The organism is Endozoicomonas sp. Mp262, assembly GCF_025643335.1.
Classification (GTDB): Bacteria; Pseudomonadota; Gammaproteobacteria; order Pseudomonadales; family Endozoicomonadaceae; genus Endonucleibacter.
On record NZ_CP092489.1, the window covers coordinates 2029398 to 2050707 of the forward strand.

Annotated in this window: 25 protein-coding genes; 9 read left to right on the plus strand and 16 right to left on the minus strand. The window is 48.4% G+C overall.

The window, feature by feature from the left end; translation table 11 throughout:
• Window positions 1–132: 132 nt before the first annotated feature.
• From MJ595_RS08865 to MJ595_RS08880, 4 genes are all read left to right on the plus strand, one after another.
• Complete coding sequence (locus MJ595_RS08865) at window positions 133–1575, plus strand: FAD-dependent oxidoreductase (protein WP_263082095.1); 1443 nt, start codon at window positions 133–135, stop codon at window positions 1573–1575.
• A gap of 20 nt (window positions 1576–1595) precedes the next feature.
• The gene (locus tag MJ595_RS08870; protein WP_263082096.1) at window positions 1596–2279 is read left to right on the plus strand and encodes an ATP-binding cassette domain-containing protein; all 684 of its coding nucleotides are present in this window, start codon (window positions 1596–1598) and stop codon (window positions 2277–2279) included.
• A gap of 2 nt (window positions 2280–2281) precedes the next feature.
• Window positions 2282–3076: an ABC transporter permease gene (locus MJ595_RS08875; protein WP_263082097.1), complete on the plus strand. Its 795-nt coding sequence runs from the start codon at window positions 2282–2284 to the stop codon at window positions 3074–3076.
• A 130-nt stretch (window positions 3077–3206) separates the two neighbouring features.
• Window positions 3207–3386, plus strand: coding sequence for a hypothetical protein (locus MJ595_RS08880; protein WP_263082098.1), 180 nt, complete (start codon window positions 3207–3209; stop codon window positions 3384–3386).
• Between the two features lie 6 nt (window positions 3387–3392).
• Here the strand turns inward: MJ595_RS08880 and MJ595_RS08885 are convergent, their stop codons facing one another.
• The gene (locus MJ595_RS08885; protein WP_263078329.1) at window positions 3393–4868 is read right to left on the minus strand and encodes a hypothetical protein; all 1476 of its coding nucleotides are present in this window, start codon (window positions 4866–4868) and stop codon (window positions 3393–3395) included.
• A 138-nt stretch (window positions 4869–5006) separates the two neighbouring features.
• On the opposite strand from MJ595_RS08885, the gene MJ595_RS08890 reads away from it, so the two are divergent.
• A complete protein-coding gene (locus MJ595_RS08890; RefSeq protein ID WP_263082099.1) occupies window positions 5007–5387 on the plus strand; it encodes an HNH endonuclease in 381 nt (126 codons plus the stop codon).
• 94 nt (window positions 5388–5481) lie between these two features.
• A complete protein-coding gene (hemE, locus tag MJ595_RS08895; RefSeq protein ID WP_263082100.1) occupies window positions 5482–6543 on the plus strand; it encodes a uroporphyrinogen decarboxylase in 1062 nt (353 codons plus the stop codon).
• 281 nt (window positions 6544–6824) lie between these two features.
• Here the strand turns inward: hemE and purD are convergent, their stop codons facing one another.
• The 15 genes from purD to MJ595_RS08970 all read right to left on the minus strand — a co-directional run bounded on the left by purD (window position 6825) and on the right by MJ595_RS08970 (window position 19259).
• Entirely contained in the window at window positions 6825–8108 is a 1284-nt protein-coding gene (gene purD / locus MJ595_RS08900; RefSeq protein WP_263082101.1) for a phosphoribosylamine--glycine ligase, read from the minus strand.
• Between the two features lie 106 nt (window positions 8109–8214).
• Window positions 8215–9792, minus strand: a complete 1578-nt coding sequence (purH, locus tag MJ595_RS08905; protein WP_263082102.1) for a bifunctional phosphoribosylaminoimidazolecarboxamide formyltransferase/IMP cyclohydrolase — start codon at window positions 9790–9792, stop codon at window positions 8215–8217.
• Window positions 9793–10081: 289 nt separating this feature from the next.
• A complete protein-coding gene (gene fis / locus MJ595_RS08910; protein ID WP_263082103.1) occupies window positions 10082–10396 on the minus strand; it encodes a DNA-binding transcriptional regulator Fis in 315 nt (104 codons plus the stop codon).
• Between the two features lie 52 nt (window positions 10397–10448).
• Window positions 10449–11474, minus strand: coding sequence for a tRNA dihydrouridine synthase DusB (gene dusB / locus MJ595_RS08915; protein ID WP_263082104.1), 1026 nt, complete (start codon window positions 11472–11474; stop codon window positions 10449–10451).
• 362 nt (window positions 11475–11836) lie between these two features.
• The gene (locus MJ595_RS08920; protein WP_263082105.1) at window positions 11837–13171 is read right to left on the minus strand and encodes a site-specific integrase; all 1335 of its coding nucleotides are present in this window, start codon (window positions 13169–13171) and stop codon (window positions 11837–11839) included.
• Window positions 13153–13353 carry a hypothetical protein gene (locus MJ595_RS08925; protein ID WP_263082106.1) on the minus strand — a complete coding sequence of 67 codons (201 nt, stop codon included), beginning with the start codon at window positions 13351–13353 and terminating at the stop codon, window positions 13153–13155. Before MJ595_RS08925 ends, MJ595_RS08920 begins: the two co-directional genes overlap by 19 nt.
• Before the next feature lie 77 nt (window positions 13354–13430).
• On the minus strand, window positions 13431–14771 hold the full coding sequence (locus tag MJ595_RS08930; RefSeq protein ID WP_263082107.1) for a hypothetical protein: 1341 nt from the start codon (window positions 14769–14771) through the stop codon (window positions 13431–13433).
• Between the two features lie 60 nt (window positions 14772–14831).
• Window positions 14832–15122, minus strand: coding sequence for a hypothetical protein (locus MJ595_RS08935; RefSeq protein WP_263082108.1), 291 nt, complete (start codon window positions 15120–15122; stop codon window positions 14832–14834).
• Window positions 15123–15159: 37 nt separating this feature from the next.
• On the minus strand, window positions 15160–15690 hold the full coding sequence (gene ssb, locus MJ595_RS08940) for a single-stranded DNA-binding protein (RefSeq protein WP_263082109.1): 531 nt from the start codon (window positions 15688–15690) through the stop codon (window positions 15160–15162).
• A gap of 41 nt (window positions 15691–15731) precedes the next feature.
• Window positions 15732–15941 carry a hypothetical protein gene (locus MJ595_RS08945; RefSeq protein WP_263082110.1) on the minus strand — a complete coding sequence of 70 codons (210 nt, stop codon included), beginning with the start codon at window positions 15939–15941 and terminating at the stop codon, window positions 15732–15734.
• Window positions 15942–16023: 82 nt separating this feature from the next.
• On the minus strand, window positions 16024–16809 hold the full coding sequence (locus MJ595_RS08950; RefSeq protein WP_263082111.1) for a recombinase RecT: 786 nt from the start codon (window positions 16807–16809) through the stop codon (window positions 16024–16026).
• A 26-nt stretch (window positions 16810–16835) separates the two neighbouring features.
• Window positions 16836–17147 carry a hypothetical protein gene (locus MJ595_RS08955; protein WP_263082112.1) on the minus strand — a complete coding sequence of 104 codons (312 nt, stop codon included), beginning with the start codon at window positions 17145–17147 and terminating at the stop codon, window positions 16836–16838.
• An 18-nt stretch (window positions 17148–17165) separates the two neighbouring features.
• Complete coding sequence (locus MJ595_RS08960; RefSeq protein ID WP_263082113.1) at window positions 17166–18086, minus strand: PD-(D/E)XK nuclease-like domain-containing protein; 921 nt, start codon at window positions 18084–18086, stop codon at window positions 17166–17168.
• Between the two features lie 24 nt (window positions 18087–18110).
• A complete protein-coding gene (locus tag MJ595_RS08965) occupies window positions 18111–18437 on the minus strand; it encodes a hypothetical protein (protein WP_263082114.1) in 327 nt (108 codons plus the stop codon).
• A gap of 117 nt (window positions 18438–18554) precedes the next feature.
• Complete coding sequence (locus MJ595_RS08970; RefSeq protein WP_263082115.1) at window positions 18555–19259, minus strand: XRE family transcriptional regulator; 705 nt, start codon at window positions 19257–19259, stop codon at window positions 18555–18557.
• A gap of 120 nt (window positions 19260–19379) precedes the next feature.
• Here MJ595_RS08970 and MJ595_RS08975 point away from each other — a divergent pair, with 120 nt between their 5' ends.
• The 3 genes from MJ595_RS08975 to MJ595_RS08985 are packed head-to-tail and all read left to right on the plus strand — an operon-like array spanning window position 19380 to window position 21200.
• Window positions 19380–19676 (plus strand): helix-turn-helix domain-containing protein, encoded by a 297-nt coding sequence (locus tag MJ595_RS08975; protein WP_263082116.1) that lies wholly within the window; start codon window positions 19380–19382, stop codon window positions 19674–19676.
• Window positions 19673–20677, plus strand: coding sequence for a hypothetical protein (locus MJ595_RS08980; RefSeq protein ID WP_263082117.1), 1005 nt, complete (start codon window positions 19673–19675; stop codon window positions 20675–20677). Before MJ595_RS08975 ends, MJ595_RS08980 begins: the two co-directional genes overlap by 4 nt.
• Window positions 20628–21200 carry a hypothetical protein gene (locus tag MJ595_RS08985; RefSeq protein WP_263082118.1) on the plus strand — a complete coding sequence of 191 codons (573 nt, stop codon included), beginning with the start codon at window positions 20628–20630 and terminating at the stop codon, window positions 21198–21200. Before MJ595_RS08980 ends, MJ595_RS08985 begins: the two co-directional genes overlap by 50 nt.
• Window positions 21201–21310 lie beyond the last annotated feature (110 nt).

The window sequence follows — 21310 nt, forward strand, 5'->3', positions numbered from 1 at the left end:
ATGTTTATGAAATATCCGGGCTAAACCAAAACCCGTTTGAAGACCGGATATTCCTGAGTCCCATCAAATTACGGTTCTCTGGTTGGGCGCGGTTAAGCATAAGAATAATGAGTTTGATAAGAGGTCAAGTGTATGGCGCGATATTTTGATCAGTCGCTTCACAATTATTTTCAGTTTGTTGAAGTGACCCGGATAGAACCCGATAAAAAGCCTCTGCGTAATCGAAGAAAGGATTTTGTAGAAATTTACCAACCGTATGAGGAGCAGCAGGTTAAAAGTCAGGCCCATCGCTGCCTGTCCTGTGGCAATCCTTATTGTGAGTGGAAATGCCCTGTTCACAACTATATCCCTGACTGGCTTAAGTTGATTTCGGAGGGAAAACTCTTTGAGGCGGCAGAGCTATCCCATCAAACCAACAGTTTGCCCGAGGTGTGCGGCAGGGTTTGTCCCCAGGACCGCCTTTGTGAAGGAGCCTGCACTTTAAACGACGGTTTCGGTGCTGTCACCATTGGTGCCACTGAGAAATACATTACTGACACAGCCCTGGCTCTGGGCTGGCGACCGGATATGTCCAGGGTGGAGTGGACCGATAAACGGGTTGCTGTCATTGGTGCGGGGCCTGCGGGACTGGCCTGTGCTGATGTTCTGGTGAGAAATGGCGTAAAGCCGGTGGTTTTTGACCGCCATCCTGAAATTGGTGGTTTGCTGACCTTTGGTATCCCGGAATTCAAGCTGGAAAAGACGGTTATCAGCCGTCGTCGGCAAGTCTTTAGTGAGATGGGGGTGGAGTTCAAACTCAATAAAGAAGTTGGCAAGGATGTATCCATACAACAACTGCTGGATGACTATGATGCGGTATTTTTAGGAATGGGTACTTACTCTGCCATGAAAGGTGGTTTTCCTGGCGAGGGAATGTCCGGTGTTTATGAGGCTCTGCCTTATCTGATCTCCAGTGTGAACAGAAATATGGGGTTTGAAAAGGATGCCGATGAGTTTATCAACCTGAAAGGTAAGAACGTGATTGTGCTGGGGGGCGGAGATACGGCCATGGATTGTAATCGCACGGCCATAAGACAGGGGGCTGCCAGTGTGCATTGTGTGTACCGCCGTGATGAGGAAAATATGCCGGGTTCCCACCGGGAAGTAGAAAACGCCCGTCAGGAAGGGGTGGACTTCCTGTTTAATCGTCAACCTGTTGAAATCCTGGGTAGTGATTCGGTGGAAGGAATCCGGGTGGTCACTACCAGGATGGGGGAGCCTGATGAAAACGGCAGGCGACGTCCAGAGATGGTAAAAGGCAGTGAAGAGGTGTTGAAGGCTGATGCTGTTCTGGTGGCATTTGGTTTCCAGCCCAGCCCGCCGAAGTGGTTTGAAGAGCACCATATTGAAACCGATGAATCGGGTCGGGTGGTTGCTTCTGAAGAAAATCTATCTGTAAACCGTTACCTTTTCCAAACCTCAAATCCAAAAGTATTTGCCGGTGGGGATATGGTCAGGGGCTCTGATCTGGTGGTGACCGCCATATGGGAAGGTCGTCAGGCCGCAGAGGGTATTCTTGACTATCTGGATGTTTGATTTTTCGATATTAGGGAAGAATGATGTCAATAATCAGGCTGGAGCAGGTTTCTGTCAGTATCCATTCTGCGAGGTTGCTCCATTGTGTATCACTGACCATCAAAGAAAAAGAAAGCGTTGTATTTCATGGCCCGTCGGGAGGCGGGAAAAGCTCACTGCTGAAGGTGTTGTTAGGTGGTGTTCGTTGGACTGAAGGTGTCTATTATTTTGAGCAACAGCCGGTGACAGAGCAAACAATTGCCAAAGTGCGTCAGGCAATGGCATATATCCCGCAGCAACCGGAACCGGGCCGTGGCTTGGTTGAAGAGTGGTTACAGGAACCCTTTCGCTGGCGCAGTTTTAAACGTATCGAGTTTGAACAGGATCAGGTGCTGGATTTATTCCGGCAGCTTAAGCTGAACCATGCACTTTTGAAAAAACACTGTTCGGCACTGTCTGGAGGCCAGCGACAGCAGTTAGCTATTATCAGGGCGCTGATATCGGGGCGTAAACTGATTGTTGCCGATGAACCAACCTCTGCCCTTGATAAGGAGAGTAGCAAGGCTGTCAGGGAACTGCTGTTATCCGGGCAGTTTACGGTTATTTCTGCCTCCCATGACCCCCAGTGGATTAGTGCCTGCAACCGGCAGGTTGAGGTGGGCAGTGGACAGGTTTGTGGTGATGTTTCTGTTCCGGTAGCGCCTAATCAGTCCCTGGAGTATTGATAATGAATACCCATAATATTTCCCTGCTTCAGCTTCTGTTATTTTATTGCTTGCTGGTTATTCCTTTTGCTTTCTTATTCTTTTTCAGGTTGGGTAGCACCATCAGGGAACTGCTGCTGAGTATGGTGCGGATGACCGTTCAACTGGCTTTGATTGCCCTGTATCTGGAATTTCTTTTTCAACTGAATAATATCTGGGTCAATCTTGGCTGGCTGTTATTAATGGTCTCTGTGGCAAGCTCTCATGTTCTTGGCAAGTCAGGCCTGTCGCGCAAACATGTATTCTGGGTAACTCAGTTGAGCCTGAGCATTTCCACTGTCTTGGTACTGTCGGCTATGCTGGCGCTGTTGATGCCATTCCCCTGGTATGATGCCCGTTACCTTATTCCTTTGGCGGGCATGTTACTGGGGAATAGCCTGACGGCCAATACCCTGGTACTGGAGCGTTTTTACAGTTCAATAACCACCGGGCATGATCGCTATTTGGCGGATTTACTGATGGGGGCCAGCACCTATGAGGCAGCCAGCCCATTTTTGAAAGAGGCTTTGAAAGCCGCCTTAAGTCCCATGATTGCCTCTATGGCTACAGTGGGTGTGGTGTACTTGCCCGGTATGATGACAGGGCAGATTCTTGGGGGGGCAGAACCCCTGAAGGCGGTTACCTACCAGGCCCTGATTATGGTGGGCATTGCCATTGCCACCATGCTATCGGTGATGCTGAATAGTTTCCTGAGCCTGAAGGTGGGCTTCGATGGTTTTGGTCTTATCCGACAGGGGATTATTGTTCAAGAGCGTTAAAGCTAAGTGATAATATTTGTAGTGGGGAACAGTATCTCTCACTATCCACTTGTGCTTTATTATTAACCTATATAATACCAATGTTCTTTAGGTTAGTTGTATCAACCTTAATTAATGTAAAAGAAATCAAATGAAGAAAGCAGTAAAGCAAGCATTCATCGAATACGATAAAGGGGTGCGCCCAGATAGATATAGAACTCCAAAAAGTTGGTATGTCCTAAATGAAAATGGTCAGTCATATCCAGCAAAGGCAATCTGGTCTTTAGCAACCAATATTAAACTTTCTGATTGGGTGAAAGTCTCATATTGACCACAACTAAACACTGCCACCTTTCTCAGGGAATGGTATGACATTGCTTGTAGCAGCCTTGGTGACTTTCTCGCAATAAGTTGCAGCAAATAACTTCCAGCCATTTTCAAACCAGTGGCTCTGAACTAATGACCGAAGCGTCAATATGCCCTGACCACCCGGATTTCTCCAGCGCATACCTGAGCACTTCATCCGCTGGGTAACCAAGGTTTTACAGGCTGCCTCTACCACACCAGAGCCGATCGGAAGGTTATTCGACAAGTGTTCAGCATAGCGCATACGCTGGCGATTTTTTCTGAAATACTCCAGCTCGGTCTTTAATTTTGAGCGGCGCGGATGCTTTTTATGCTGATAAGCCAGGGCTTTAATAATGCGCTCAACCCCATCAAGTTCCTCTTTGAGGACGTGTCGGTAAGTGACAAACTTTTCTTTGGACTTGATGCTGTTTTCTCCATAAGCCTGGTCAAATGCTTTCTTCAGGTGATCGGCTGCGTGGTAGTAATCAATAACCTCAACACCCGCTGGTAGTTCCCGGGAAAGGTATGACCAGTTGTCCTTGGCGCCATCAGCGACTTTGACCAGTGACAGCTGTGGCTTTTGTCGCAACGCTTCTTGCAATAGTGCTGACAAAGACTGCTTGAGTGTGAGTTTTTTAGTTTCTGGCATTCGTCCTATGCGGACTGTTGATAAACGCTCCCCCTGTTGATCGTAAAACGACAAAGTTCCGCAACTGGCCTCCTTGCAACCTGTTGGCCCTTGAGTCCGTTTGCCTTCAGAAGCGCTCCTGGCTCGCTTTTCTACTCGTTTGCCATCTTTCATGGGCAGCATAACGCCATCCAGGGAGGCGGCTACTGTGACCGCATTGGTGGGCACGTTAAGTTTCTCAATAAGCATCTCTTCAAAAGGCTCACGGTGCTGTTCCCACTGAGTATTAAATTGCCTGGGGAAACGAGCAAGACTGCTTTCTGAGGGAGACATACCTCCCATGAGATCAAGGAGGCTTTTTGCTTCACCGGGAGACATTTGAGCAACAACCCAGGCAGCTTGCTTTGCAGCCCGAGGCGTCCAGAAGCCTTCCACGATCCCGGCTTTCAACTCCATGGGCACGATACACGGCTCTTTGCCGTTACGGTAAAGTGTTCGCATAACCCGGACTGAACCAACCGCTGTCTGGTAGGTTTTATAACTGCGCAACACCTGCTTATAAGTGATCCCGCTGACCTCAATAGCTGGGGTATCAATATCAAGCTCAGCCAGCGCCTCTGCTAAAAAATCTTGCTGAGCTTGATTAAAGAGAGCATTAACGGTCTGCTCAAACTCTTCAAAGTGCCTGATAGGATTGCCAGACTCTCGCAGAGCCTGCAATTGGTGGCCTAACCGTTGAATCGCATCACAAGAAATGGTGGCGGCTTCAGTCCGTAGCTGACATACTTCCATGGGGCGGCCTCTCACTGGCAAGGTGTTGTGTGCTATCAACATCATACCTGTGATTGGCTGCCTTCTGTTTAAGCATTGAAAAAATAGCTGCCTACTACTTTCCCCGGTTGGCAAGCTGAAGAAGCTCGGTCAATTTGAGACTTTCACCCTTCTGATTTCAATACAAAAGATGCAAGAAATGGTTTGTCAGAGCTTGATTTCTCACTAGTAAATACTAGAAATATTGGTTCTGAAGCAGAGTTGCGTCAAAAAATAGTGGCTTCACTGAAGCTGAGCTCAAAAGAAAGGGAAAATAGATTAAAGAGAGCAAAGTCAAAACCTGATACCCGTTACACTTTAGTCAAGTCATTTAATAGAAATCCTGATGTTGTTGCGCACGTTTTATTACGTTCTAGTGGAAAGTGTGAAAAGTGTAAGTGTGAAGCTCCATTTAAAAGAAAAACGGACATGACACCATATTTAGAGGTTCATCATATAAAACCTTTGGCTGAAGGCGGGGAAGATACAGCCAAAAATGCTTTAGCTCTATGCCCGAATTGCCACAGGGAAGCACACTACGGCTAATGGAAGATTTATAGACAGCTTACGACAGCGGCTGAATTTGGCGTTAGAATTATCAGCTGTAATGGAATGATCCGGACGTTGGAGTTGACTCCCCATGACAGAACTCAAGAATGACCGCTTCCTGCGTGCTTTGCTGAAAGAGCCTGTAGATATCACGCCTGTTTGGATGATGCGGCAGGCCGGGCGCTATTTGCCTGAGTACCGGGAGACGCGAGCCAGGGCCGGGGATTTTATGGCCTTGTGTCAGAACCCTCAGCTGGCCTGTGAAGTGACCTTGCAGCCGCTGGAGCGTTATCCGCTGGATGCGGCCATTCTTTTCTCCGATATTTTAACCATTCCTGATGCCATGGGGTTGGGTCTGTACTTTGAGCAGGGAGAGGGGCCACGCTTCCATAAACCGGTGAGGACGGTTGAGGATGTTGAGCGTCTTCAGGTGCCCAATCCTGAAAAAGACCTGGGCTATGTGATGGCCGCAGTGAGCACTATACGTAAGGAACTTGATGGCAGGGTGCCCTTGATTGGGTTCTCTGGCAGTCCATGGACCCTGGCCACCTATATGATTGAGGGAGGGAGTAGTAAAGACTTCCGTCGTATAAAGGCGATGATGTTTGATACACCTGAGCTATTGCACCAACTGTTAATGGTTTTGGCGGAGTCGGTTACGGCTTATTTGAACGGACAGATAAGGGCTGGGGCGCAGGCAGTCCAGATTTTTGATACCTGGGGCGGTGTGCTTTCACCGGCTTGCTATAAAGCGTTTTCACTTAAGTATATGGCAAAAATTGTGTCTGGCCTGGTTCGTGAGCATGAAGGCAGGAGGGTTCCCGTTATTCTATTTACCAAGAATGGTGGGCAATGGCTGGAGGCTATAGCCGGTGCCGGTGCTGATGCGCTGGGTATAGACTGGACCACCGATATGGGTGAGGCAAGGGCGAGGGTTGGTAATCAGGTTGCATTACAGGGCAATATGGACCCATCGGTACTTTATGCCTCACCCCAGAGAATTCGGGAAGAAGTGGGAATCATTCTTGATAGTTATGGTTCCGGAAGTGGCCATGTATTTAATCTTGGCCATGGTATTCACCAGTTTGTAGCCCCGAATAAAGCTAAAGTCTTTGTGGAGGCGGTGCATGAGTTATCAGCGAAGTATCACTGAGTAATCATCTCTCCATAACATCCAGGATATGTTGTGGGTATAACATTAAGCACGGTGCCTGTTGGGAGCACCCGTATGCATTCCCAGCGGGACGCTGGGAACGAGAAAAGACTGATTCTCTTTTTTTAACCACGGAGACACGGAGGCACAGAGTTTTTATATTTCTAAACTATACATCTCCGTGTCTTTGTGTCTCCGTGGTTAATAAAAATAACTTTTCCGACAACTTCGGGACGCTGGGAACGAGAATGATTTTAATGCATGGGAGAAAAGGGTTCGCGTCAGTCCTGTTCCCGGGCTATGGCGCGGTGACCGATATCGGTGCGGTAGTAGGCGTTATTCCACTGAATGGTTTTAACCGTTTGGTACGCCTGTTTTTGAGCTTCACTGACGGTTTTACCTAAAGCGGTAACACACAATACCCGACCGCCGTTGGTTATCACATGGTCGCCTTTTAATTGAGTGCCGGCATGGAATATGCAGGTGTCTGGCTGGCTGGATTCAATGCCTGTGATCAAGTCCCCTTTCTGATAGCTTTCCGGATAGCCTCCGGCAGCCATTACCACACCCAATGCAGGGCGTTTATCCCATTGAGCCTGTGTGTCTGCCAGTTCGCCCTTGGCACCTTTCAGGCAAAGTTCGGCCAAACTGGATTGTAGCCGCATAAGAATAGGCTGGGTTTCCGGGTCGCCAAAACGGCAGTTGTATTCGAGAACCTTGGGTGTTCCCTGTTCATCAATCATAATGCCAGCATAGAGAAACCCTTGGTAAGGCATGCCCTCTTTAGCCATTCCCTTTACCGTGGGGTAAATGACTTCGTTCATGATGCGGTCATAGATGACAGGTGTCACCACGGGCGCCGGTGAGTAAGCGCCCATACCTCCGGTGTTAGGACCCTTATCGCCATTATCCCGGGCCTTGTGATCCTGGCTGGTGGCTAATGGCAAGACATGTTCACCATCCACCATAACAATAAAGCTGGCTTCCTCCCCGTGAAGAAACTCTTCCACCACAACGCGATGCCCTGCGTCACCAAAGGCGTTGCCTGCCAGCATATCCTCAATGGCTGAGTATGCCTGCCCTTTGGTTTCCGCCAGAATAACGCCTTTGCCAGCTGCCAGGCCATCGGCTTTAACAACAATAGGCGCGCCTTTTTTTTCAACATAGGCTTTGGCCTGATCGATATCGGTAAAGCTTTGGTATTCGGCGGTGGGGATATTGTGTCGGGCCAGAAAATCCTTGCTGAAGGCCTTGGAGCCTTCCAGTTGTGCCGCTTTTTGGCAGGGGCCAAAAATAGTTAAGCCCGCTTGCTTAAACTGGTTCACTACACCGGCAACTAGCGGTGCTTCCGGCCCGACAATGGTTAAGTCAATGTGCTCTTGCTGAGCGAATTGGGTCAGGCCATCAAGGTCAAGGGCATCAATGGCAATGTTACTGACTTTTTTTTCCAGGGCTGTGCCGGCATTACCGGGTGCAACATAGATTTTATCAACCGATGGGTCCTGGGCTACTTTCCAGGCCAGGGCATGTTCACGTCCACCACTGCCAATAATCAGCACTTTCATAGTTTGCCTGTCCTTTTTCAGGTGATGATTGCGATCTTTTTTTTAATCAGGCATGTCGGGAACCATGCCTGATGATTTATTAGTTATGTCAACAGAATCTTTGGCCTTAATGCCGGAAATGACGAACGCCGGTGAAGACCATGGCAATACCCGCTTCATTGGCGGCATTAATGACCTCTTGATCCCTCATGGAGCCCCCCGGCTGAATAACGGCGGTGATGCCAGCGCTGGCGGCTGCATCAATACCATCCCTAAAAGGGAAAAAGGCATCAGAGGCCATCACCGCACCCTTCACTTCCAGGTTTTCATCGGCAGCCTTGATGCCGGCAATTCGTGCGCTATAGACCCGGCTCATCTGGCCAGCACCTATGCCTATGGTCTGGCGGTCACGGGCATAGACAATGGCATTGGACTTAACGTATTTGCATACCTTCCAGGCAAACTGCAGATCCAATAGCTCCTGTTCTGATGGAACCCTGTCGGTAACAACCTTGAGTTCTTCCATGGATACTGTCCGAATATCTGCATCCTGTACCAACAGGCCACCATTAACCCGCTTGAAATCGTAGTACGGAGTGGGCTGGTGAGGCGATTCTCCACAGCTGAGCAGCCGAATGTTTTGCTTGCTTTGTAAGGCTTCGGCTACCTCAGGGGCAATGTCCGGAGCAATAATCACCTCAACAAACTGGCGGTCAATGATAGCGCGTGCAGTTCTGGCATCCAGCTTGCGGTTAAAGGCAATAATACCGCCAAAGGCGGAGGTGGGGTCTGTGGCATAGGCCCGGTTATAAGCCTCCATAAGGTCGGCCCCGGTGGCTACACCGCAGGGATTGGCATGCTTGACGATAACACAGGCCGGTTGTTCAAAAGCCTTGACGCATTCCAGGGCGGCATCGGTATCGGCAATATTATTGTAAGAAAGTGCTTTTCCCTGGTGCTGCCTGGCGGTGGCGACAGTACCTGATGGCGCATGGGCTTCTGTATAAAACGCGGCTTTCTGGTGAGGATTCTCACCATAGCGCATATCCTGAACCTTGGTCAGGCTTTGGCTGAATGTCTTGGGGAATTCGGTGGTGGAAGGCGTTTGTTTGTTGAAGTAACTGGCGATGGCACTGTCATAACGGGCGGTATGTTCAAAGGCTTTTACGGCCTGCTGGAATCGGGTGGCATCGCTGATGCATCCTTCCTGAGTCTCAAGCTCAGATAGGATGCGTGGGTAATCTTCGGGGTCAACCACAACGGTTGTATTTTTATGGTTTTTAGCGGCCGCCCTGATCATGGTTGGCCCACCGATATCAATATTTTCTATGGCAGTATCAAGGTGGCAACCCGGTGTGGCAATGGTTTGTTCAAAGGGGTAAAGATTGACAACCACCAGGTCAATGGGTTGGATCTGGTGTTCAGCCATGATGGCCTGATCCTGGCCTGTTCGCCCAAGAATGCCACCGTGAACTTTGGGGTGAAGGGTTTTTACCCTGCCATCCATAATTTCCGGGAAACCGGTGTATTCTGAAATTTCAGTGGCTGGAATATCATTTTCCACCAGTAGCCTGAAAGTTCCCCCGGTTGAAATAATTTCTATGGATTGTTTGTATAGAAACCTGGCAAACTCGACGATACCGCTTTTGTCGGAAACACTGATCAGAACCCTGCGGATTGGGCTGTTATGAAAAGCTTCTGCCATTGTTCCTCACTCGCTGTAATTGGTGTCCAGTACTGGATAGAGCAGCAAGATTCTAGCTCTATTTTCAGAGGATTGGCAGTCTTGATATAAAACAGGAGGAAAAATTTCAGTTATTGATGCATTGAATATAGAAGGAGGGGCATGACAAGGGGGCCAATGGCATGGGCTTGCCTGCAAAAACTCCGGGCCAATGTACTGCTTAATCAGGCCGTAGAAATTACCGTTTTTTCCGGTGAATGAAGGCAAACCCCCGGAACCATATAAATGGGATGGTTCCACTGGTTGAAACTTAAAGCAGGCCGTATTGCTTTAGCTTTTTACGCAAGGTGCCGCGGTTAAGCCCCAGTAGAACGGCAGCCTTGGTCTGGTTGCCCTTGACATGGTTCATCACAGTTTCCAGCAGGGGCGCTTCCACTTCAGATAGCACCATCTGGTATACGTTGGTAACATCCTGCCCATCAAGGTGAGCAAAATAGTTATGCATTGCTTTCTCAACGCTATCCCTAAGCGTTTGTGACTCACTTTCCTGATGACTCACAAAGCGTTGTCCGCCATGGCCATTTTTCAGTGGATATTCCTCAGTCATAACCTGGGTTGCAGTCATGCTGCTAACTCCTCTCCGTTATCTCAATAGCTTTGAGCAAAAACGGTTTTTATCATGGTCTGGAACTTCTACTTATTTCTGTCACAGGCGTTGATAAAAACGGCATTTTCACCGATAAAACGCTGAAAAAATCTTTAATACAGTCTTCCTGGGTCCGAGTGGTTTCCAGGGCATTGAACTGCCTCCTGAAATCCTTGCCGGATGGCTGCTCTTGCATATACCATCCCACATGCTTCCGGGCGATCCTTATTCCCTGATACTCACCGTAAAACTGGTACAGTGCCCGCACATGACCTAATAATATGTCTTGAACTTCCTGGGTAGAGGGGCCCGGGAGTTTCTCGTTGTGTTTCAGGTAGTGACTGATCTCACGAAATATCCAGGGGCGTCCCTGTGCTGCACGGCCGATCATTACAGCCTGGGCTCCCGTTATATCCAGTACTTCCCGGGCTTTTTCCGGGGAGGTGATATCACCATTGGCAATCACTGGAATGCTCACTGACTCGCATATTTTGGCAATGGTTTCATATTCGGCGTCCCCTCGATACATGCATGCCCGGGTACGACCATGTACGGCCAGCGCTTTAATACCTGAAGCTTCAGCCAGTTGAGCAATTTCTACACCATTTCTATTCTCTGTGTTCCAGCCCGTTCTGATTTTTAAGGTGACCGGAATATCAACAGCTGCGATAACAGCCTGTAAAATACGTTCAACAAGGGCAGGCTCTTTTAGAAGTGCGGAACCGGCAGCCTTATTACAGACTTTTTTGGCCGGGCAGCCCATATTGATATCAATAATCTGAGCCCCTCGCTCCTGGTTGAGCCTGGCAGCCAGTGCCATCTCGTCAGGTTCACTACCAGCGATTTGAACAGAACGGGGTTCGTGTTCGTCAGAGTGGTCGAGGCGTAAACGGGATTTTCGAGTATTCCATAGCTTCGGATTACTGATGACCATCTCCGAGACGGCCATTCCCGCACCCATTTCCAGGCAGAGACGCCTGAAAGGTAAATCTGTAACACCTGCCATTGGTGCAAGAATGACAGGGTTGGTAATTCTGTAAGGGCCTATATTCAACAAACAACGCGTCTCTTAATATGATTAGACAATCAGCTTTGGCCAGTGCTGGAAGTCAGCAGCATCGGATAAATAGGAACCGCCGCCAATAAATTCCTGCAACAACAGGCTGATCAATAATCATACTCTCTACAACGCAGGCAATAAAGCAAGCCAGCAGCTTGTTATAGTTAAGCCTCTTTTCTGGTGGAGGTTATGGTATCTCATTCGGAAGAAATGTCAGTGAGTAATTTATCAAAAGGCTATTTATTGAACATTTTTTTGATTAGAATCAAAAAGTTATAAACTGTTGACGACATTTGTCGTTGGATTTTCAATTATAAAATAATAATCTTTGCCAGCAGTAATTCATCACTAACACATTCCTAAAGAGCTTCAGCGATAAAACCTGACTGCTTGAGCAACTTTTCAGTCACTTCAGCCTGCCTGCTTTTAGCACTATCTATCCACTTGGCATAATACGTTTCAAGTACGGTAACAGAACTATGCCCCATATGATCTCGTAGATCAGTTAATTCAACCGTGGATGATAATGACCAGCAGGCAAAGGTATGCCTTGTTTGCCGTGGCGCACGATAGGTAACATTTGCTCGTCTTAAAATAGCAGTCCAGATCCTCCGCCAGCTTTGATGGGATAGCCATAGTTTTTCGTATTCAATTCCCTCTCTTGATGGATGTTCTTTCTCGTCCTTCCGCCTGAAAACGGGGCGGATATAGTCTACTTGGTAGTCTTCAGTCCGGTTGCTGGAGCGCGGGTAAACCCTAACTTTAATTCGTTGTGAGGCCTGGGTTAGCCTCCGCATTTTCTTCAAGGCATTTACTGCGGCAGAATTAATATATATTTCACGGATTTTGTCATGTTTCGGAAGTTTAAACAGTGGGTATCCATCAATTCTTTTGACTTCCATGCTACGACAAACAGTAACTGTTTTACGATCCAGGTCTATGTCTTCCCAAGCCAGAGCATATAACTCGCCAACTCTTAATCCACTATAGATTGCAAACTGAATGAAATACTGGTGCCATTCTTGCTGGCAGGCATGAGTGATTTTGTCGATTTCATCTAGGCTAAATGGGTCGATTTTTTCCTGTCGCTGGTGATTAGGTATTTTGACCCCAGGTAGACAATGAGCCAAGCAGTCGGTCAAATAACCATAATTATATGCATACCTGAATAGTGCGCGGACTGACTTTAAGTAGCTATTTGCTGTACCTATTGCAACACAGTCAAAGAGGTAGCTTCTGAAGTCATCCATGTCCTTTTTTGTAAAAGATTTGACACGATAACTTTCTCTAAAATAATCCTTTAATTTATTAAATGCGCTGTTATAGGCGTATGCTGTTTGTGTTTGGTTGTTTGGTTTTTTATGAATCAGGAATAACTTGATCAAGCTGTCAAGGGTTGCTTCTTCAATCCTGCGCTCTTTAATTCTGCCGTACTCTGGAGCTAGTCGGTGGCTTGGAAAATATTTAGCAAAATCTCCATCATGATTTTTTAGGATATCCAGGGTTTTTGCAATCCATTTTCCTGCTTGTTTTACATCATCTGGATCATCTGCTTTAAGGTGCTTAATTGCTTCAGCACAATATTTTTGATGAATCAAAAAGGGGCGTTTCTGGTATCGGAAATTGAAATATATAGCTCCCTTTTTGGCTTCTATATTTTTAGGGTATTCATTATTTAATCGCTTTCTACCCATTTCTCATACTCCACCATGTTGATTTGACGGCGACCATCTGGAGAGTTACGCCAGATTTTTCCATAGGGCCACTTGCCTGAATTTATTTTTTGCTCTACTGCTTTAGGTGTATATCCAGTTTCTTGAGCAAATTTGAGAATAAGAAGCCACTTAGCTCCTTTCCAAGTGGTTTGGTGTGTCATTTTAGACCTTCCTGGTTATAGATGGTTCGGATGGCTGTAATGTTAAGAGCCGGGGCTTGCGCCCCTCTTAATTACGGCTACTTCTTTTTGGTGATCCGGCTAAACAGCCTTGGGTGTCTCTCCAAAAGCCGTTCCAGGCAGTAGACCGGCTGGCAGTGAATGCTGGCACTGGCATCAACGTGGATGAACCGGCGCAGCCTGGGCGAGAAATAACGGCCTATGCCATCTGCATTGGGGCCGAGCCGGGATCGAGTGTGGCAGCTCTTGGTCTTGTTGGTGATCAGTAACCGCTTTTTAACCAGGCGTTTCTCCAGTGCTAACCGGCTGCATCCCGCATGGTTGGCCAACTCAATAATGGAGTAGTAACCGGTGAGGCCATACCATCCTTTCAGGCCCGATAGCCGACCGGGACAAACCGGTTCTGGTGTTAGTTGGCCTTTATTGTTTTTGTGTCGGATCTCCGGCAGCATTTCCGCCATTGTCAGGCCGTCCGGGATCGGAGTATTCAGCATTTGCTCCGTTGTGGGTTCAGGCTCAACCTCTGGCTCCACCAGAAATGCACTGGCTTCGGCGTGTTCCTTGGCCGGTGGGGGTTCCTGTTCAGTGACAGGATCACTCTCGGGAAAATACAGGTAATCAACCACACGGGCATACCACTTCACCTGCTTTATGGGTGTGCTGGTATGCTTATGGTCTTTGCCCGTATCCAGCACTTCACAAAACTCTTTTCCTTTTTCTGTCGGTTCCCAGATTTTCCCCACACGGGTTTGCACCCCTGCCGCTTCCAGTAGCTTATTGAATGCCCGTGCGGACAGTGGCGGCTCCTGGCTTTCACCGAGTTGGGTCGGAGTGAATGTCAGTGCCTTCACTGGGGATACCAGCGCAGTCTGCTCCATTGCCTCCAAAGGGGAAAACTGCACCATGTTGCGGGTGGCCTTATCCGCCGACAGCAAGGCTTGGCTGCCTTCAAAGCCATAGGCTTTTGCCATTTTTAGGGCGTGGATGGCGACCTTTGCATTGTCGATGGCTGTGTTGGCGGGTGCCACCTGAAGCAGATCCGGGGCCTGGGTTTTCAGGTCAATGGCTTCCTGTCGGGCTTGCTTGCCTTCGGGGGTCATGGAGGCCAGCAGGATATGGTTGGCGGCATTGACGGAAAAATGATAGAAGGTTTTTTTTCCTCTATTTCCCGCTCTCCCATTAATGGGGGATTGGGAAACTGCAAAATCTACCCCTTCTTTAAAATTATGTCTTTGAATCTGGCGGTTTAATTTATCCCCCCAGTTTTTATCGGTATAGCTGTATCCACAGATATCCAGCAATGCCTTGCCTTCTACCTGCTCATTGTTCACAACCTGGCTGCGACGCAGTAACAATTCAGCCTGTTCCAGTGTGGCAATGGTGTTTTGAGCCGTGTTCATGTATTCAATCCCATTTGTTATTGTTTAGATTGGGTGAACGGTCATTCTTTAAAGAGCCGGTTAGTGACTGGTAGCCAGATGTTTTACCAGGCCACGGTCTTGTACTTGACGGACAGCACTGGCCATAAGATGGATAGCCATCAAGTCAACCTTGTCAACGTCCTCTGCCGTCTCCGGTTCTTCTTTTTGGGTTTCTGACCTGAATAGGCCGAGAGCCAATGAGGTAGCCAGAAGTCTAAGGGCTAAAAAATCGGTTTCAGGAGAACTGGATTTCAAAATCCGGTCGTTTTCCTTGAAACTGTTTTCAGTAAGGGCGTCAAATGTAGGTAGCTCAAATTTCATGGGTTTCACTTCAAGTGTTGTTTTTAAACCAGAGTAAAGTCCCGTCTCAAAACGGGATGTCATCATCAAAGTCCGGTTGCGGTGGTGTTCCCTGTGCTGGCTGCTGGTTGCGTCCCTGCCGGGCGTTGGCATAGCCATTTTGTTGAGGCTGCCTGACCGGTGGGTTTTGCTGCCGCTGGGCGGGTGCGCCCTGCTGTTGAGCCGGTGGCTGGCCGGAGTTATCACGGCTACTCAGGTATTGGATGACACCGTTGAAGGGGTCCACAATAACAGAGGTGGTATAGCGGTCATTGCCATTATTATCCTGCCACTTTCGGGTTTCCAGCTTGCCCTCGATATAGACCTTTGAGCCTTTAAACAGGTATTGCTGGGCATTCTCCGCGTTCCTGCCAAACAGCATGACCCGGTGCCATTCAGTTTTTTCCTGAACTTTTCCCGTGGTTTTATCTTTCCAGCTCTCGCTGGTAGCGATAGACAGGTTGGCAATGGCTGCACCCTGTGGGGTGTAGCGTATATCAGGGTCATCTCCCAGGTTGCCGATCAGGATCACTTTATTGACGCCTTTGCTGTAAGCCATAGTGTTACTCCTCTGTTAAGGGGCAGTAACGCCCCGGTTGATCAGGCGGCAAACCGCCCAATATAGGTTTTCATAAAGCCCTTGATTTCCTGGTCTACCTGGTACTTATTAATTTCAATTAAAGTGGGCTGTTCCGTGATGGCTTCAATGGCTGAACGATCCATTATTTTTGCTCCGTAATTGCGCCTGACTTTGTTTTCAAAAACCCCGGCATCCAGGTCAGAAAGAAATATGGAGACATCGGTAGACATAAAGGGTCATTCCTTTGTTATTTTTTTTGGTTGTTGTTAATGCAGCTTTGGTGTCTGGTTAGCACCTGCCGCTGCCGGGCAATTAAAGCGCTTTGTTCAGGTCATTGACGGTTAATACTTGTTGTTTTTGGGAGTGATCGGACATATTCACCACCTCCCCGGTACTTTCAATGATGTCCGGATCGCTGACACCCAGCTCATCCTGCTCTTCTTTTTGAGCCGCCTTCTGTTCGGCATCCCCCACCGGCAGGTACTTGAACATACGACGGACAACGGTTTTCTTGGCCATTTCCTCGTAGTCGGTTTGCCAGGGACCATCATTGGATGACTTGGAGCGGGTTCGTATCTCCTCTATTTTTTGCAGGGGCATCCACTCCATGTAGTATTCGCCGGAGGTGAGTTTTGCCAGTCCGTAAACGCCTTTAATAAGGCCGGGGTCGCCATCCAGACAAGGTTGGTGATCAATACGGGATTCGGTGCCATAGCAGATATCAAAGCGGTCATTTTCATAGACCACACGGGCTTCGATATTAGCAATTTCACCGCTTTGCCTGGCCAGCTTGATCATGCCGCGATAGCCTAGTAGAAACTGACATTCCAGCGATTGCCGTTTGTGATTCCAGTACGGCACCAGATAGCAATGCCCCAGTACCCCGCCGGGTTCCAGTCCCACGGTAGCCGCCTGAATAACTGCGCCCAATATGGATTCCGGGGAGCATTGACCCAGCTTTGGGTTTTTCCGCATATCAGTGGATACCACCCTGATGAGTTTGTCTGCGTTGAGGCTGGCGTGGTTGCCCAGGGCTTCCTCAATTTTGTTTTTCCGGCTTTCGATCAGTTGCAGCATGGTGTTTTTTTTCTTGTTCATCGGTACATCCTCATCCGCTTCAGGGGTTAGTTTTTATGGAGTTCGATCATTTTGTTAAATAGTTCATCCGGGCTGGGAATCTTCTGTCGGATTGCAACCGTCCATGCCAGCAGGCTGAGGTAAGTACAAACATACAGTGAATCCTTTAGCTTGCCTTTTGGCTCATCCAGATAACCAGGGAGATTGCCCAGAATATCTATGAGCAATTCCCTGCGACCATCGTCGTCATAATCATCCAGTTGATTCAGTTGAGTTCTGTAGGTTTCAGCAAACTTGTTATGGTGAAGACGCATGGCATCTTTAAATTCAGCAATGAATGGATCATGGTCAGTGTTCATGCTTATTACTCCTGTCGTTCAGGCCGCATAGCCGGGCAGCTCAATGGTTTGAAATTCGCTGGCATAGCCTGGCCAGATCCCGGATTGCTGGCACTGGTGGTATTGGTCCAGCCATGTGCGAAACTGTATAAAGCCTTGCTCCATCATGGCGGGGCTGGCCATATAAAGACCGATGGCATAAGGCGGTTCTTTTTCCACAAATAACCAGGCAAAGCTCGTGGCGGGAAGTCCAGCAGCCTGCGCCCCTGCAAGGTACATGGCGGCAGATATGTGGTAGCCGTATTTATGGATATCCCGCTGGGCAGCCCACTGGCGGGCGTCCTGACAGGTTTTCAGGTCGAAGATAATGCCCAGGTCTTCACGGTAGTAGTCGAACCTGGCCTTACATTTTTCCTGGGTGATTGAATCAGTCCAAACCACGGAGCGTTCGGCAATTCCGCCGCTGAGTGCTTTGCTGGCTTTGTCATGGAGCCTGACGGATTGAATAACACCCTGGCACAGTTGCCAGTCGCTATCGGAGATAATGGTTTTACCGGCACTTTGTTCAGCGCTCAGATCGTCAAAGAACAGCGCGGTTTTATCCGCCTCTTTAATGCGATCTTTCAGGTCGGCTTTGCTGCCGGAGAGTTTTAGCCCCAGCTTGCTAGCTATAGCCTTGTAATCGTCATGGGATACCAGGGCATCCGGGTAGCCGTCGGTGGTTGGCTTTTTACAATAAGCCGTATTGAATAGGTCTGGCTCAAGCACTGCCGTATGTAGCAGGGTGCCAGTGGATAATGCCGTGCTGGATTTGATGCGCTTACCGTCCATTAAGGCTTTGCAGTGTGCTGGCGAGCGTCCCATTTCCTTCAGGGTGCTGGATGAGACGCCATCAGCACGGTGATAGTGCTCCGCCGGTAGCTGGTCATGGATGCCTATGGTTAGTTTTTCTTTGCTCATTGCTTGCTCCATTTTTTTTATCGGTTAGTCGATATACCCAAGGTGCTGACAGGTTTGTTCCAGGTCATAGCGAAGGCTGTCATCCTCACAGGTGTCGATAAGATGGTGGGCAGCAATGCGTTCAAATGCTTTTTCGGGGGAGAGATCCAGTTCGAATAAAGTGACCAGGAAGCTAAAAGGGGTATAGAGATCACCGCATAACTCGAAGTTCTTGCCCTGGCTCAGTAACTCCCAAGGCTCATCGGTTAGCTCTTTTATCTGGTCATGGATGAAATCTTGCAGATTGGCCGCTATGCCCTGTTCACGGGCGTACTGCCTTTCGTCCCTGTCAACGGGGCATGGTTGAGTCATAATTTGTCCTGCCTATATATTAATTGTTATCTGTATAATATATATAGGCAGACTAATTTATAAAATCAAGCAATATTTGAAATTAGTTTAAAAAATAATTTTTTATAAGAATTTAAGCTAGAAGGAAACACTATAACCTATAGGGGTTCCAGCCCAAATTTCCCAAATAGAGCCATGATGTCGAATCGCTGAACCTTCGGCATAAGCTGGGTTTAACAAGGTTAGATGCTGGACGCCATCAACCTCTGCCCAACGCCGGAAGCACAAACGGTTCTCAACAACCGCCATAATGCATTGCCCCTGCTTTGGCTCCTCTCTGGGATCAAAGATCACTTGTGAGCCGTTAGGGTAAGAACGCTCTGCTGTAACAGAGGTCATGCCATCATTTTTCACTGACCAGGCATAAAGGGCTGGCCGCATTTCAATGTTGGCGTAGTGTGAGTTTTTCAGGCAGTTATAGCGTTCCAAACACTCCTCTGTTGTTAAAGCTGTCTGCTCTGCGAGGGTGTGTAAACCAGGGTTTACTTGAGTATTTTTCAGGACAACCGCAAATGCTGTAAGGTCGCTAATATCATTGATTAGTACAGGGGTGTTGTACTCTCGTTTTTGTATTCCTGTCTCCAGATACTCAACGGGAAGGTTAAAAAATTTAGCTACCTTCTGTCGGTTGCTCGCACTAATCCGTATCTTATTTGTCTTCCATTGACTGAAAGTGGGCTGGGCAATACCAACACCTCTAATGACATCCCCAGGTGATAGATCCCTTTCATCCATGATTTTCACGACGCGGCGCATAAAGTCTTTTGTTAGCTGGTCGGTCATACTGCTTTTTTCTATCTATATGATTGGAAGGCTGACTTTAACATAAGGGGCTTGATTTTAAATTGTGTTTGCTGTTTTAATTTGTCTACCTATTAGAAAAATAATTAGAGGATATAGGTAATGCATATTCTAAAACAGTGGCGGGAAGCCAATGGTCTTGGATCTCAGGATCTAGCCTATTTCTTAAAAATAACCTCGGCCAGCTTATCCCAAATTGAAACTGGAGTGACAAGAATAAGCGGTGACACGGCCATCAAAGCATCTCAGCTAACAGGGATTCCCGTCTTTGATATGCGCCCGGATCTCAAAATGACGGATGAGTATATCAATGAGTTTCATGCTTACCAGGCCACCAGGAAGGCGGTCAAGCAAGCGCCTTTGGAAAGGAAAAAAAATAAGCGGCAGGTGCAGCCATGAAACCCTTTGGCAAAGTTGAGAGCCGGTTCTGGGAAAGCCCGGATATCTGCTCGCTATCTGAACAAGCCAAATTGCTGGCGCTCTATCTGCTGACCTGCAAGCACGGCAACATGCTTGGCGTGTTCCGCCTGCCTCGTGGATACATCGCCGGGGATCTGGGCTGGGATAGCGAAACCGTGTCACGAACACTTCACGAACTGATTACGAACGGGTTTATTTCTGTCCGTAAGGATTCCGATTATGTGTGCATAAACCGGTTTATAAAGCATAACGACACCACTAATAAGGAGCAGCTTCAGGCGCGTATCCAGGACCTGAAAAGACTGCCAGAACAGGTGCCCGATATCACGCATATTCTTGATGCAGTGGCGTCGAAAGCCTTGGTATATAAGGATTCTGAGAAGTTACTGGCAGAACTGTCGTTAGTTCGTGAAAAGTTCGTGGAAAGTTCGTCAGAAGTTCGCCTAGAGAGAAAGAGAGAAAGAGAGAAAGAGAGTAAGAGAGTTAATACATACGTCCGGTCTGCCGACCGGCCACGTCCGAAGCGGAATAATCCCCCTTACTCAGATGATTTTGAACACTGGTGGAGCCAGTATCCGAAACGGGGAGGCCGCATGGGGTGTAAAAGAACAGCCTGGGGCTATTACAAAAAATACCTTCGGGAAGGGTGTAAACCTGATGACCTGCTATCCGCTCTTATGCGCTACAAGCGGTTCTGCGATACGCCAGATGAACGGGGCAAAATAGCAACCGGCACCCGCTATGTATTGCAACCCACCACCTTTCTAAACGACCCTGACTGTATAACCAACCAATGGATGGTAAACCATGAAACCGATACAGGACTTACTGCCTACGAAAGATCAATCGAAGCCAACCGGGACGTGCTCGAAGAAGCCGGATATCTCGAACCGTGTAACCAAGGGGGACATAGCGGTTGTGTTTACGAAAATGAACGGGATATACCGGAGCCGGTGGGAGAAGGACTGGACACTGACTGACCGCGACGGCACCTGGTTCAAGGCGTTGAAACACTTAGACCGTCGCCAGCTCAAGATCGGGTTGATCAAGCTGGCAAAGACAACAAAGCACTGGCGGTGGCCACCTAATCCGCTGGAATTCCGTGGATTGTGTGAAGTCCTACCGGAGGATCTGGACTGGCCGACGGAGAACGATGCCTGGGAGGAAGTGACTCACTACAGCCGCCAGCCTGCAAGCCACCCCTGGAGTCACCTGGCGGTGAAGATGGCAGGCCAAGAAACGGGTTGGTTTGCTATCACCCATGCTGAAACCGATGTAGCCCTGGATAAACTAAAAAAGCAATTTTGCAAAGCGTACAAAACACTGGCGAAAGCTGTGTTTGAAGGCGCTGCACTGGAGCCTGTGGAGCAACTGGAAGACCTCACCGGGGAACAGGAGCGTCATGGTCAACAGGAGCTAGAAAAAACCATGAAAGGTTTGGGCATTGATCCCGCTATGAGTGGATCTGATGCCCGGAAAAAATTACTCAGCCGTTTTAGTTAACAGGGAGAAACAGGGATGGATGGGCGACGGATAGCCCGTGCCGCAGGGATGGCGGCATTTTGGGTGGTGTATGTGACGGTGATGGCTGCCGTGGTAATGGGTGTGCTCTG

What these genes read in the sequence shown, in the direction of transcription:
- MJ595_RS08865 (WP_263082095.1), top strand. Translation starts at nt 133, where the DNA reads ATGGCGCGATATTTTGATCAGTCGCTTCACAATTATTTTCAGTTTGTT.
- MJ595_RS08870 (WP_263082096.1), top strand. Translation starts at nt 1,596, where the DNA reads ATGATGTCAATAATCAGGCTGGAGCAGGTTTCTGTCAGTATCCATTCT.
- MJ595_RS08875 (WP_263082097.1), top strand. Translation starts at nt 2,282, where the DNA reads ATGAATACCCATAATATTTCCCTGCTTCAGCTTCTGTTATTTTATTGC.
- MJ595_RS08880 (WP_263082098.1), top strand. Translation starts at nt 3,207, where the DNA reads ATGAAGAAAGCAGTAAAGCAAGCATTCATCGAATACGATAAAGGGGTG.
- MJ595_RS08885 (WP_263078329.1), bottom strand. Translation starts at nt 4,868, where the DNA reads ATGATGTTGATAGCACACAACACCTTGCCAGTGAGAGGCCGCCCCATG.
- hemE (WP_263082100.1), top strand. Translation starts at nt 5,482, where the DNA reads ATGACAGAACTCAAGAATGACCGCTTCCTGCGTGCTTTGCTGAAAGAG.
- purD (WP_263082101.1), bottom strand. Translation starts at nt 8,108, where the DNA reads ATGAAAGTGCTGATTATTGGCAGTGGTGGACGTGAACATGCCCTGGCC.
- purH (WP_263082102.1), bottom strand. Translation starts at nt 9,792, where the DNA reads ATGGCAGAAGCTTTTCATAACAGCCCAATCCGCAGGGTTCTGATCAGT.
- fis (WP_263082103.1), bottom strand. Translation starts at nt 10,396, where the DNA reads ATGACTGCAACCCAGGTTATGACTGAGGAATATCCACTGAAAAATGGC.
- MJ595_RS08920 (WP_263082105.1), bottom strand. Translation starts at nt 13,171, where the DNA reads ATGGGTAGAAAGCGATTAAATAATGAATACCCTAAAAATATAGAAGCC.
- MJ595_RS08925 (WP_263082106.1), bottom strand. Translation starts at nt 13,353, where the DNA reads ATGACACACCAAACCACTTGGAAAGGAGCTAAGTGGCTTCTTATTCTC.
- MJ595_RS08930 (WP_263082107.1), bottom strand. Translation starts at nt 14,771, where the DNA reads ATGAACACGGCTCAAAACACCATTGCCACACTGGAACAGGCTGAATTG.
- ssb (WP_263082109.1), bottom strand. Translation starts at nt 15,690, where the DNA reads ATGGCTTACAGCAAAGGCGTCAATAAAGTGATCCTGATCGGCAACCTG.
- MJ595_RS08945 (WP_263082110.1), bottom strand. Translation starts at nt 15,941, where the DNA reads ATGTCTACCGATGTCTCCATATTTCTTTCTGACCTGGATGCCGGGGTT.
- MJ595_RS08950 (WP_263082111.1), bottom strand. Translation starts at nt 16,809, where the DNA reads ATGAACAAGAAAAAAAACACCATGCTGCAACTGATCGAAAGCCGGAAA.
- MJ595_RS08955 (WP_263082112.1), bottom strand. Translation starts at nt 17,147, where the DNA reads ATGAACACTGACCATGATCCATTCATTGCTGAATTTAAAGATGCCATG.
- MJ595_RS08960 (WP_263082113.1), bottom strand. Translation starts at nt 18,086, where the DNA reads ATGAGCAAAGAAAAACTAACCATAGGCATCCATGACCAGCTACCGGCG.
- MJ595_RS08965 (WP_263082114.1), bottom strand. Translation starts at nt 18,437, where the DNA reads ATGACTCAACCATGCCCCGTTGACAGGGACGAAAGGCAGTACGCCCGT.
- MJ595_RS08970 (WP_263082115.1), bottom strand. Translation starts at nt 19,259, where the DNA reads ATGACCGACCAGCTAACAAAAGACTTTATGCGCCGCGTCGTGAAAATC.
- MJ595_RS08975 (WP_263082116.1), top strand. Translation starts at nt 19,380, where the DNA reads ATGCATATTCTAAAACAGTGGCGGGAAGCCAATGGTCTTGGATCTCAG.
- MJ595_RS08980 (WP_263082117.1), top strand. Translation starts at nt 19,673, where the DNA reads ATGAAACCCTTTGGCAAAGTTGAGAGCCGGTTCTGGGAAAGCCCGGAT.
- MJ595_RS08985 (WP_263082118.1), top strand. Translation starts at nt 20,628, where the DNA reads ATGAACGGGATATACCGGAGCCGGTGGGAGAAGGACTGGACACTGACT.